The sequence below is a fragment of the Kitasatospora sp. NPDC059577 genome (assembly GCF_042735475.1).
Lineage (GTDB): Bacteria > Actinomycetota > Actinomycetes > Streptomycetales > Streptomycetaceae > Kitasatospora.
Window position 1 is genome coordinate 21,210 of record NZ_JBHWBZ010000082.1, and the last position, 12,146, is coordinate 33,355.

The following is a 12,146-nucleotide window of genomic DNA, read 5'->3' on the forward strand; positions in this document are numbered from 1 at the left end:
CCTGGCTACTTCTTGCGCTTGGCCCGCTTGGCCCCGGCCGTGGCCTTGCGGCGGGCCCGGGGCGGGACCGCCCTGGGCTGGGCGCGGGCGGCCGGCACCGCGGCGGCCCCGGTCGCCACGGCCACGGCGGCCTCGGTCACGGCCCCGGGCTCCTGCGGGTGTTGCGGGTCCTGCGGCTGCTGTGGGTCCTGCGGGTGTTGCGGGTCCTGTGGGTCCTGCGGGTTCGCCGCCCGCCCCGGGTTTTCCGGGTGTTCCGGCTGCTCCGGCTGCGGGCCCTGGAGCGCGTCCTCGACCTCGGCCGAGGTCAGCACCGGTCCGGCTGCCGCGTCCGCCTGCTGCTCGGGCACCGGCTCGGCCACTGGCTCGGGCTCGGGCACCGGCTCCGGCTCCGGCTCGGGTGCGGCGACCACCACCTGGGCCCGCCGCAGCACCTCGTCCCCCCAGAAGAACCCCGTCACCACCGTGCGCACCACCGTCTCCGGCGCCACCCCCGACCGGGCCTCCACCCCGACGATCTCGGCCAGGTCCGGGTCCGCCGTCAGGCCCTCCAACCGCATCGGGCGGACCTTGGCCTTGGCCAGCCGGCCCAGCAACCGCCGCCGGGTCGCCTCGATGCCCTCGCCGCGCCCGAGCGCCACCAGCTCCCGGTCGAGGCCGAGGGCGGCCAGCGCGTCGTCCACCTCGACCAGGATGCCGAGCAGTTCGCGCTGCTCGGCCCGGGCGGCCTGCTGCTGCTCCGTCAGCTTGTTCCCCAGCAGGGATGCCCGGAACAGCAGTTGACCGAACTTCCGCTCCAGGTCGACGTCCTCGACGCCCGGCGGGATCTCCAGCCTCCGGGGGCCGTCGAACGGGTCTGCGGTCGGTGTGTCGGTCACTCGGGTACCTCGATCTGCGGCAGTACGGACAGGTCGGCCGCGTAGCGGGCGGGGACGGGCGGTTCGGGATCGCCACCGCCCGGGGCGGGCTCGGCGAAGTCGGCGGCCAGCTCGGCGCGGTGCAGCACCAGCAGGGCGGGGACGGGCGGCAGCGGCGGGCGCTCGATCACCAGCAGCGGTTCGGCGAGCGCGGGCGCGAGCAGCTCCGCGGCCTGGTCGACGGGCTCCGGCGGCAGGGGCTGCTGGAGGTCCGACTCCAGTCGCCGGTCCGGGTTCCGCAGCAGTGCGGCGGCCTCCTGGATCTGCTGACGGGTGTGGCGGCCCGCCCGCATCGCCGGTCCGACGGCGAGGTTGATCTCGCGTACACCGGCCGTGAGCGGGATGCCCAGGACCTCGTACGGCGACGGTTCAGGCAGTGGCATGGCGGGCTGTCTCTCTCCTCACGACTCACGACTCACGACTCACGGCTCGGGGCTCGGGACTCGGGACGGCTGCGACGACGGACGGGCTGGCGGGCTGACTTACCGGGCTGACGAGCGGGACGGGCCGGCCGGCGGGCGGGGGCAGTTGCGTACGGTCTAGGACGACCGCAACTGCCGTGCGGTTGCCGTCAGTAGAGCGCGTTGATCCGCCGCTGCATGGCACGCAGGTCCGCGTCCTCCGGGCTGTGCTCGACGGCCTTCCGGGCCAGCTCGCGGGCCTCCCGCAGCTGTCGGGCGTTGGCCCGCTGGACGGCGTACGAGCCGTAGACGATGCCGAGTTCGCGGTGCAGTTTGCCGACGTCCTCCGGGGTGCGGGACAGGCCGAGCGCCTCCTCCAGCAGTCGGATCGCCTCGACGTAGCGGCGGGCCTCGTAGTGGCCGATGGCCTCGCCGCGCCAGACGCTGACCATCAGCTGCCGGATGTCGGCCGAGTCGTCGTAGGACTTGGCCTTCTGCAGCATCGCGGCCTGGGCGGTGAACGGCTTGTCCTGCATGTCGTCGAGGACGTGGTTGGCGAGCATCACCCCGACCCGGCGCGGGGCCTCGTGCTCGGCGTCGCCGTCCCACTCCGGGTCCGCGTCCAGGGCCTCCGCCATCCGCCGGACGGCGCGGGCGCGGTCGTCGGCGAAGGCGGCGGAACGGGCGAGGTGGCGCAGGACGAAGGCGAGTCCGAGCCGGTGGTCCGAGTCGGGGTTGAGGGCGATCAGCGCCCGCCAGGCCTCGGCGGCCTCCTCCAGCTCGGCCACGGAGGCGTCGGTGCGGCTGAGCTGGCCGGCCCGGTTGCCGAGGGCGGCCTCCAGGAAGTGCCGGGCGGTCGGGTCGCCGGGGGCGAGCTCCATGCTCTTCTGCAGCAGGTCCAGGGCGCGGGTGTAGTCCTTGTCCTCGTTGTTGATCTTGCGGGCCCACTGGGCGTACGTGGCGCCGAGGTCGCCGCGCACCTCGGGGTCGTCGGGGGCCAGCGCGTACGCCTTCTCCAGCAGTTCGGCCGCGCCGGCCTGGTCGTCGACGGTGCTCTTGAGCAGCGCGCGGGCGGCCCGGACGCCGCACTCGGCGGCGATCGTGGCGGCGTCGGCCGGCAGTGCGGCGCCGGGGACGGCCCCGGCGCGGGTGAGGCAGTCCAGGGCCTCGCGCCAGTCCTGGTTGCGGTGGTGCGCACGGGCCTGGCTGACCAGGGACACGCCGAGAAGTTCCTGCCAGTCCTCGCCGCGCTCGCCCTCGGCCACCCCGTCCAGGGCGGCGACGGCAGCGGCCTGACGGCCCTGCAACTGCAGGTAGTGCTGCGGGCCGAGCGCACCGAACAGGCTGAGGGCCCGGGCGATCGGCGGTGCGTCCGGACCGGCGGCGCGCCGCCGGTCCCCGACGGCCCGCTCGAAGGCCTCGGCCCAGGCTGCGGGTCCGGGCCGGGCGCGGAGCAGCCGGTCGAGCGTGGGGCCGACCGTCAGCCGGCGGGCGGGGCAGCCGGGCAGGGATATCCGGACGTCCTCCTGGGCGAAGGCGTCGGCGCTGTGGGCCTCCATGCCGAGGAGCAGCGTCCAGGCGGTGACCTCGTCGCCGCTGCGGCCGACGGCGCGGTCGAGGACGCGCAGGTCGTCCCGGAGGCGGTCGATGAGCCCGGTGCGGGCGGCGGCCAGCCGCTGCGGTTCGGCGGTGCGGCCGGTGATCCGGGCCGACTCGGCCCACAGGTCGGGTTGGTGCAGGGCCGCGACCAGGCAGCCGAGCGTCCAGGCCCAGACCTCCTCGTCGGCCGTACCGGAGCCGGACGTACCCGAGCCGGCGGGGCCCGAGTCGACGGCACCGGAGCCGGCCTCACCGGGGGCCGGGGCGGCGGCCGCCGCGAGCCGGTACCCGGCCAGGCCGAGGGCGTGCAGCAGCCGGGGGTGCGCCGGGTCCTTCAGCAGCAGCTCGCGGTAGGCCTCCCAGGCCTCGCGGTGGCGGCCCTCGGCCGCGTACTGGTGCGCCTCGTGCTCGGCGAGCACGACGAGCGTGCCCGCTGCCTGCGGGTGTTCGGGGGCGAGGGTGAGGGCCTGGCGCAGGTCACCGGCGGCGCGGCCGGGCTGCCCGGCGGCGAGGGCGGCACCGGCCCGCCGGACCAGGACGGCGGCGCGGACGGCGGTGGCGTCGGCCGGCAGGTCGGCCAGCGCCTCGTCGTGGCGGCCGAGTTCGGCGCGCAGCAGGGCGAGGTCGAGCCGCACCGGTGCGGCCGCGGCGCTGTCGCCGAGCGCCGCGGCCCAGGCGGCCAGGACGGGTTCGGCCTGCTCGGGTGCGCCGACGCGGCGGGCGCAGTCCAGGACGGCGCGCAGCGCGGGGCCGGCGCAGCGGACGCAGCGGGGTGCGCCGGTGCCCTCGGGCGCGTGCAGGTGGTCGGCGCAGGCCTCGCGGCCGCAGCCGCCGCAGGCGCCGGTGGTGGTCGAGGTCCGGTCGCAGACCGCGCAGTCGCCGGCGCGGCCGGCCGCGGAGGACCGGTCGGCCCGGGTGGCCGCGGTCAGGAAGTGCCGGTACCAGTCCAGCGCGGCGGCCCAGTTGCCGGCCCGTTCGGCGAGCAGGGCGCGCAGTCGGGCGACCGCCGGGTCGCCGGCCGGGTCGGGCGGGCCGAGCAGGGCGATCGTCTGGGCCGGGCGGCCGGCCAGCAGGGCGACGGCGGCGAGGTGGTAGCGGTCGCGCAGGCCGCCGCCTGCGTCCAGCAGGGTGGCGGCCGTCTCCGGCGCGCCCTCGGCGAGGGCGAGGGCGGCGCGCAGCCGGGCCTGCCGGTGGGTGAGGGCGCCGGGCAGGGTGTCGGCGAGGGCGAGCGCGGCGGTGGCGCGTTGCCGTGCCTCGGGACGGTCGCGGCCGGTGGCCAGCAGGTGGGCGGCCTCGCGCAGGGCGGCCTCGCGCAGCGCCGCGCGGTAGCCGGGGGCGGCCGGGTGCTCGGTGGTGGCCCGCTGCCAGAGCTCACGGGCGGCGACCGGGTCGGCGGCCAGGCGGGTGCGGGCGAGCCGGTCGCGGGCCAGGGCCCGGCGCTCGCGCAGTTCGTCGTCGTCGAGGGGCTCCCAGCGGGCGAGGGCGCCGGCCGGGTCGTCGGTGCGGGCGAGGGCGAGGCCGTGGTGGAAGGCGGCGATCCGGGTCCAGCGGGAGCCCGGGTCGGTGTCGGACTCGGCGCGCAGCAGCGGCTCGGCCTCGGTGGTCCGTCCGGCGGCGAGCAGGGCGGCGGCGAGCCGGATCCGGGCGGGACGCCAGCCGGGGGCCTGGTCGAGGCCGGCGCGGTAGTCGGCGGCGGCCTCGGCCGGGCGCTCGGCCCGTTCGTGGACCAGGGCGAGGCCGAACCGGGCCGGGGCGTGGGCGGGTTGGAGGGTCAGGGCGGCGGTGAACTGCTCCCGGGCCTGATCGTCGGCGCCGAGCAGCAGGGCGAGCCGGCCGAGGGCGTAGCGGGGGCGGGGGTCGGTCGGGGTCTCGACGGCGGCGGACGCGAGGTCGGTCCAGGCGGCCTCGGTGCTGCCGAGCCGCTGCCTGGCCAGGCCGCGGAAGAGCAGGCTGTCGGTGCGCAGCGCCGGGCCGCGGCCCCAGGGGGAGGGTTCGCCGGGGCCGCGCCGCAGGGCCTCGTCGAAGGCGGCGACGGCGGGTTCGTCCCGGTGCAGGGTGTACAGCTGGGCACCCCAGCGGAACCACAGTTCGCCGCTGCCGCCGGGGGCCGCGGCGGCGAGCAGCGCCTCGGCCTCGGCGGCCCGGTCGGTGTCGCGGAACAGGGCGGCGCGGGCGAGCACCGGCCAGTCGCGGCCGGGCAGGGCGGCGAGGACGCGGACGGTGGTGTCCTCGCGCTGTCCGGGGTCGCCCTCGCGGCAGCGGCGTTGCAGCCAGTCGACGGTCCGGGCGGCGGTCTCGGCCTCCTCGCCGGGTTCGGCGCCGGCGGCGGTGGCCCGCAGGAGGGCGAGCAGTGGTCCGAGGTCGCCGTCCGGGGCCTGCATCCGTTCCTCGGCGAGGCGGCACAGGGTCCACCGGGGCAGTCGGCCGGCCGGGTCGGCGAGCAGCGGGAAGGCCTCGCGGTAGAGGGCGAGGGCGGCCGGCCGGTCGCCGGTGGGGAGGGTGGCCTCGGCCTGGCCGATCAGTGCGAGGCCGCGCTGCGGGCCGAGTTCGGCGGGCCCGGTGGCGAGGCTCCCGGCCAGTCGGGCGTAGCGGCGGCGGGCCTGGGCGGTCTTGCCGGCGGCGAGCCGTTCGGCGGCCGCGGTCAGGGCCTTCGCCACCGTGTCGGCGTCCAGGGCCCGTCGGCGGCGGGCCAGTACGACGACGGCCGCACCGGCCAGTGCCACCACGATCAGCAGCACCGCTAGCAGCGCCATGCACCGTCCCCCTGTGTCAGGATGTCGTCCGCTCATGATCAAAATGGCGCGGGCGACCATGAGTTGACGTCGTGTCGTGATGTTGCTCGGGCGCCATCAGAATAGGCCCTCGACCGGACAGACGAACAGGAAAGAGCACTATCCTGGGCAACGCATCAGCAGGGCGTGAACAAGCGCGTCAACAGCGGTCATAAGCGTCGAGCGGTTCAGAAGCGTCGGGGGTCGTGTGTCCGAGTCGCGTTGGGTGCCCGGGCTCCGGTTCGGGCCGGAGTTCGACCCCGAGCAGTACGAACTCCTGGAATTCCACCACCGGGGCGGCGAAGCCGAGGTGTGGCGGGCGGTCCGGACCGGCCACAACGGCCGCAAGGAACTGGTCGCCGCGAAGATCATGCTGGAGCGCGACCCGTCCGAGGTCCGGCGCTGGCTGGGGCGCTGGGACGACGTCTCGCACAACGCCCATCGACTGGGCGTCACCGACCTGGTGGTGCCCAGCTTCCTGCTCGGCCCCTCCCCGCACCGGCCCGGGGCGGTGCCCTCCGGCGGGCTGCTCGGCTACCAGATCTCGCCGTGGGTCGAGGGCGTGCCGCTGCACACCTGGGCCCGCGCCCAGCGCGGCGGTCCGGCGGCGGTGGCCGAGGTGCTGTCCCGGCTCTGCCGGATCGTCGACGACCTGCACCGCAAGCGCTGGGTGCACCGCGACATCTCCCCCGCCAACGTCCTGGTGGACGGCCAGGGCCAGGTCAAGCTGATCGACCTGACCTTCCTCGCCCCGCTCGACCACACCCTGACCGTCGCGGTGTTCACCCCCGGGCACGTCCCGCCGGAGGCCGAGCAGGTGGGCGGCTTCCCGACCCTCGCCAAGGACCTGTTCGCGGTCGGCACCCTCGCCCGTACCCTGCTGCTGCCCGACCACGGCCGGCTCGACCACCGGCTCGCCGCCGAACAGGCCCGCGCCGAACTGCTCGCGGCCGGCTACGCCGACGAGCTGGCGCGCTGGGCGTGCGAACCACTGGCACGCGACCCGGAACGCCGCCCCGCACCGCTCGGCCCGTGGGTCGCCCGCGGCCGCGAACTGCTGCGCTCCCACCGGCCGGTGGCCCGCACCGCGGGCCTGGCCGTGCTGCCCGACCGGGCCGGGCGCCCACTGGTGGTCACCGGCGGCTCCGAGGGCACCGCACTGACCGGCCCCGGCCACCCCGGACAGCGCCTTCCGGCCGGCCAGGGCCCAGGAGCCGTACGGGAGTTGACGGCCGGCTGGGCCGGGCGCCAGGGCGAGCTGGTGGTCTGCGCCGAGGACCGCGGCAACACCCTCTGGATCGGCACCTCGGCCGGCTGGTGGGAGGCGGCGCGCGGCGTCAACGGGCTCGCGGGGGCAGTCGGTCCGGGCGGGGAGATGACGGCGTGGACGGCCGTCGGCGGCGCGCTGCGCTCCTACCGCTGGGCACCCGGCCTCACCCTCACCGGCCAGGAGCTGCCCGGCTGCCCCGCCGACCGGGTGCTCGCGGCCATCGAGGAACGGCCCGGCTGCTGGCTGGTCCTGGTCGAGCACCGCGGCCGGATCCTGAGCTGGCGGCCCGGATCCGCCGAACCGCCCGCCCCGCTCGGCCCCGACGGCGCCCTGCGCGCCGGGGCGCTGGCCCGCGCCTCCGGCGGACCGCAGGCAGCCACCCTGCGGCCGGACGGCTCCGTCCAGCTGCACGCCCTCGGCTCCACCGGGCCCGGCACCCAGATCGGCGACGGCGAACCCTCCCTCGACATCGCCATGGTGGGCCACCGCGGCGGCCCCACCGTCGCCCTGGCCGGCGCCGGCGGCGTCCGGCTGCGACTGCCCGCCGGCGGCGCCTCCCGCCGCCCGCGCTGGTGGCGCCCGACCCTGCGCCCGGCCACCCGGGTCGCGCTGGCGATGGGCGACGACTGGCGGCTCTGCCTGGCCGCGGTGGTCGAGGGCGAGCTTCAGGTCTGGCAGGAGGACGCGGCGTACCGCTGGCAGGCGGTGGAGCTGCCGGAGGGGGCCTGAGCCGCACGGCCCGGGGCCCGGCCCGGCCCGCTCCGGTGGCGAAGGGTCAGGCTTGCGACAGTACGTGCACCGGGCCGACCGCGCTCACGTACGCCTCGCCGCCGGCCGGCCAGGACCGTTCCGAGGCCGCGACCAGGATGTCGGGCAACCCGGATGCCTCGGGCCGGAGTTCGACGCGGTGGTCGTGGCCCCGGAAGTCACTGTCGAGGACCTTCGCGGGGAAGGAGCCCGCCACCGGTTCTGCGGTGAGCCGGAGTTGGCCCGGACGGAGCAGGGCGAGGCCGCTGCGGAGCGCCGGGACGGGCCCGGCCAGCGCAAGGGCGCCGAGGGCGGTGTGGGCCTCGACCTCCTTGATCTCGGCGGGGATCAGGTTCGCCTCGCCCAGCACCCGGGCCACGGCGGCGTCCGTCGGGCGGTGGTAGAGCTCGTCGGGGCTGCCGGACTGGGCGATGCGGCCGTCGCGCAGGACGGCGACGGTGTCGGCGAAGGAGAGCGCCTCGTCCTGGTCGTGGGTGACCAGGACCGCCGTGGTCCCGGACTGCCGGAGCGTGGCCGCGACTTCACGGCGCAGCTGTGCGCGCAGGGTGGCGTCCAGCGCGGCGAACGGCTCGTCCAGCAGCAGGAGCCGCGGCCGCGGCGCCAACGCCCGGGCCAGGGCGACGCGTTGCTGCTGGCCGCCGGAGAGCTGGTGCGGGCGGCGCTCGGCCAGTCCGGGCAGGCCGACCAGGTCCAGCAGTTCGCCGACCCGGGCGCGCCGCTGTGAACGAGGCAGGCCGAAGCCGATGTTGGCGGCGACGCTCAGGTGCGGGAAGAGCGCGCCGTCCTGCGGGACGAGGCCGATGCCCCGGTGTTCGGCGGCAAGCCGGCTGCGGCCGTCGTCCAGGACGCGGCCGTGCAGCACGACCTGCCCGCCGGCAGCCGGGTGGAAGCCGGCCAGGACCCTCAGCAGGGTGGACTTGCCGCAGCCGGAGGGGCCGAGGACGCAGGCGAGGGCGCCGTCGGGCACGGTGAGGTCGATGCCGTGCAGGATCGGGCCGTGCCCGTGCGCGGCGTGCAGGTCGAGGACGGACAGACCGGTCATCGGCTCTTCCCAGGACGGCCGAGGGTTCGGCGGGTCAGCAGGAGGACGGAGGGGACGGACAGCGCGACCATCAGGGCCGCGTACGGCGCCGCGGCCCCGTAGGCGAGGCCGCTGGTGTAGACCCAGAACTGGGTGGCCAGGGTCTGGGTGCCGGTCGGGCGCAGCAGCAGGGTGGCGGTCAGCTCGGTGGAGGCGGTGAGGCCGACCATGGCGACGGCCGCGCCGAGGCCGGGCAGGACCAGAGGCAGGGTGACCCGGCCGAGCACGGCGAGCGGCCGGGTGCCGAGGGAGCGGGCGGCCTCCTCGACGCCGGGCGGGACCTGGGCGAGAGCCGCGCGGACCGCGGTGAGCGCGAGCGGGAAGAACAGCACGACGTACCCGGCGATCAGCATCGGCGGCTGCTGGTAGAGGGGCTGGGCCCAGCGCACCGCGAAGTACACCACCGAGAGCGCCACCGCGATGCCGGGCAACGCCCGGGTGAGGTAGGCGACCCGCTCGACCACGCGGGCCGGTCGGGTGCCGCGCCGCCAGCCGTACAGGGCGACCGGGACGGCCGCGGCGGTGGCGACGACGGCCGCACCGAGCGCGTACCCGAGGGTGGCGGCGGTGGCGCCCAGGACGGAGGCGGAGGGCAGGGTGGTCGAGCTGCCCTTGAGCAGCCAGTACGCCAGCGCGTAGAGCGGCACTCCGAGCGAGACGCCGACCAGCGCGGCCAGGGCGAGGAGCGCCGGGACCGTCCAGCCGCCGAGGCGTGCGGGCGGCGCGGTGCGGGCGACCGCGCCGTGCCGGGTGACGCGGGTCCGGCGGCCGGCCCAGGCCTCCAGGCCGACCAGCAGCAGGGCGAGCGCGACCAGGACCAGGGTGAGCAGCGAGGCGGAGGCCGCGTCGAAGCCGAGCTTGTACTGGGTGAACACGGCGGTGGCGAAGGTGGTGTACCGCAGCATCGCGAAGGCGCCGTACTCGCCGAGCAGGTAGAGCGAGACGAGCAGGACGCCGCCGGCCAGCGCGGGCCGGGTGAGCGGGAGGGTGACCCGCCACAGGGTGGTCAGGCGGCCGCGGCCGAGCGAGCGGGAGACCTCCTCGGCGGCGGCGTCGCCGTGCCGCAGGGCGGCCGCGACCGGCAGGAAGACCAGCGGGTAGAGCGAGCAGGTCATCACCAGCACCGCGCCCCAGTAGCCGTGGACGGAGCGGAACAGCGAGACCCAGGAGTAGCCGCGGACGAACTCCGGTACTGCCAGGGGCAGGGCGAGCGCGACGGTCCAGGCGCGACGCCCGGGCAGGGCGGTGCGTTCGACCAGGTAGGCGGCGCCGAAGCCGAGGACGGCGGTGGCGAGGGTGACGGCGGCGGTCAGGCCGAGGGTGTGCCCGAGCAGGGTGGCGATCAGCGGGCGGCCGAGCAGCCGCCGGGTCTGGTCCCAACCGGCCTGCGCGGCCTGGGCGATGACGAAGCCGAGGGGCGAGGCGACCACCGCGACGACGGCGATGGCGGCGGGTGCGAGCAGGCCGGTGGCCCGCCACCGCCGCAGCGGGGACGGGCCTTCGGATCGGAGGGGGAACGTCACTGGAGCAGACCGGCGTCCTGCAGCAGCGCCAGGGCCTGCTTGCCGTCGCCGAGCCGGGCCGGGTCGGCGACGGTGCCGATGCCGTCCAGGGCGGGCAGTTCGGGCTTGCCCTTCACCCCGTCGACGAGCGGGTACTCGTAGCTCGCGGAGTTCGCGATGACGGTCTGGGCGGGGGCGGAGGCGAGGTAGCCGAGGAAGGCCTGGGCGGCGGCCTGGTGCTTGCCGTGCTTGAGGACGGCGGCACCGGAGACGTCGACCAGTGAGCCGGGGTCGCCCTTGGGGAAGTAGTGCAGGGTCGCGTGGGTCTCGGCCGCGCCCTTCTCGTCGCGCATCCGGTAGAAGTAGTAGTGGTCGACCACGCCGCCCTCGACCTCACCGCTGTTGATCGCGTCGGAGAGGGTCTCGTTGCTGTCGTAGACCTTGGCGTTGTCCTTGAGGCCCTTGAGCCACTGCTTGGCGGCGTCCTCGCCCTTGGCCTTGAGGACCTGGGTGACGACCGGGGCGAAGTCGGTCTCGCCGGGGGCGATGCCCAGGCGCCCCTTCCACTCGGGCTTGGCCAGGTCGAGCACGGAGGCGGGCGGCGCGGTGTCGGCGGCCTTGCCGGTGGCGGCGAGGAAGGCGGCGCTGCGGGCGGAGACGCCGACCCAGTCGCCCTTGCCCGAGCTGTCGGCGGCCGGAACGGACTTGAGGGTGTCGGGGGCGACCGCGGCGAGCAGGCCCTTGTCGCCGAGGACGGTGAGCGCGGGCGGGTTCTCGGCGTAGAAGACGTCGGCCGGGGAGGCGTCGCCCTCCTGGAGGATCTGGTTGGCCAGTTCGGCCTCGTCGCCGGAGCGCAGCTCGACCTTGATGCCGGTGCGCTGGGTGAAGTCCTCGGTCAGCGCCTTGACGGTCTGTTCGTGCTGGCCGCTGTAGAGGGTGATGCTCTGGCCGGCCAGGGCGGTGCCGGAGGCTGCGGGCGCGCCGTCGGCGCTGCCGCTCGCGCTTCCCGAGCTGCCGCACGCGGTGAGCGCGAGCGCGCAGACGGCGACGAGGGACAGGCCTGCGAGGGGCCGGACGGTTCCGGGCATGGTGAGGGTCCTCCGAGGAAACGGGATCGGCCGTACGAGCCTGCGGCAGCCGCGGGGCACCGGCCTGACGGCACGAGAACCTAGAACAGGGAAGGCTTGCCTAACAAGTTTCGGAGCGTCACATCTCGGACCAGTCGCGGCCAGGTCGCGCTTCGGCCGCCGATCCCCCAAGTCAACGCAAAACACCCTTCAAGTGCAGGTCATAGCGGTCGCACACGGATGAATCGGGCGCCGTCCGGGGATCCACTGCCGGCGATCTTCACTACCGTGCGTCACGGCGGCCGGAGGTACCGGAACGGCCCGGACGCACCAAGGCCCCCGATCCACCGACGGCCGGAACACACCGAGGCTCCGGGACCCCGATCGGGGTTCCGGAGCCTCGGCCCGGCGGTGGAGAGTGGTCAGGCACCCCTGCGGATCGCCGGAAGCGACGCAGTGGAAGCGGGTCAGTGGGAGCGGGTCAGGGGGAGCGGCGCGGTGGAACCGGGTCAGCGGAAGCGGCGCAGCCGGAGGCTGTTGCCGACGACGAAGACCGAGGAGAAGGCCATGGCGGCTCCGGCGATCATCGGGTTGAGCAGTCCGGCGGCGGCCAGTGGCAGGGCGGCGATGTTGTAGCCGAAGGCCCAGAAGAGGTTGCTTCTGATGGTGGCGAGGGTGCGGCGGGAGAGTCGGATGGCGTCGGCGGCGGCGAGCAGGTCGCCGCGGACGAGGGTGAGGTCGCCGGCTTCGATCGCGGCGTCGGTGCCGGTGCC

The 12,146-nt window shown here is 76.2% G+C and carries 7 protein-coding genes and 1 pseudogene; 1 reads left to right on the forward strand and 7 read right to left on the reverse strand.

The features are described from left to right. Positions 1–5 precede the first annotated feature (5 nt). The 3 genes from ACFV0O_RS37990 to ACFV0O_RS38000 all read right to left on the reverse strand — a co-directional run bounded on the left by ACFV0O_RS37990 (position 6) and on the right by ACFV0O_RS38000 (position 5,667). Positions 6–875, reverse strand: a complete 870-nt coding sequence (locus tag ACFV0O_RS37990) for a nucleotide exchange factor GrpE (RefSeq protein WP_380348845.1) — start codon at positions 873–875, stop codon at positions 6–8. After that, on the reverse strand, positions 872–1,297 hold the full coding sequence (locus ACFV0O_RS37995; protein ID WP_380348846.1) for a hypothetical protein: 426 nt from the start codon (positions 1,295–1,297) through the stop codon (positions 872–874). Before ACFV0O_RS37995 ends, ACFV0O_RS37990 begins: the two co-directional genes overlap by 4 nt. A gap of 188 nt (positions 1,298–1,485) precedes the next feature. After that, positions 1,486–5,667, reverse strand: a complete 4,182-nt coding sequence (locus tag ACFV0O_RS38000; RefSeq protein WP_380348848.1) for a hypothetical protein — start codon at positions 5,665–5,667, stop codon at positions 1,486–1,488. 226 nt (positions 5,668–5,893) lie between these two features. On the opposite strand from ACFV0O_RS38000, the gene ACFV0O_RS38005 reads away from it, so the two are divergent. Next, on the forward strand, positions 5,894–7,684 hold the full coding sequence (locus tag ACFV0O_RS38005) for a hypothetical protein (RefSeq protein WP_380348850.1): 1,791 nt from the start codon (positions 5,894–5,896) through the stop codon (positions 7,682–7,684). Positions 7,685–7,730: 46 nt separating this feature from the next. Here the strand turns inward: ACFV0O_RS38005 and ACFV0O_RS38010 are convergent, their stop codons facing one another. From ACFV0O_RS38010 to ACFV0O_RS38025, 4 genes and pseudogenes are all read right to left on the reverse strand, one after another. After that, entirely contained in the window at positions 7,731–8,765 is a 1,035-nt protein-coding gene (locus tag ACFV0O_RS38010; RefSeq protein ID WP_380348851.1) for an ABC transporter ATP-binding protein, read from the reverse strand. After that, complete coding sequence (locus tag ACFV0O_RS38015) at positions 8,762–10,327, reverse strand: ABC transporter permease (protein WP_380348853.1); 1,566 nt, start codon at positions 10,325–10,327, stop codon at positions 8,762–8,764. The genes ACFV0O_RS38010 and ACFV0O_RS38015 overlap by 4 nt, the downstream gene beginning before the upstream one ends. Beyond that, positions 10,324–11,394 carry an iron ABC transporter substrate-binding protein gene (locus ACFV0O_RS38020; RefSeq protein ID WP_380348855.1) on the reverse strand — a complete coding sequence of 357 codons (1,071 nt, stop codon included), beginning with the start codon at positions 11,392–11,394 and terminating at the stop codon, positions 10,324–10,326. The genes ACFV0O_RS38015 and ACFV0O_RS38020 overlap by 4 nt, the downstream gene beginning before the upstream one ends. A 488-nt stretch (positions 11,395–11,882) precedes the next feature. Beyond that, positions 11,883–12,146 (reverse strand): annotated as a pseudogene (locus tag ACFV0O_RS38025) (heavy metal translocating P-type ATPase); the annotation flags it as partial.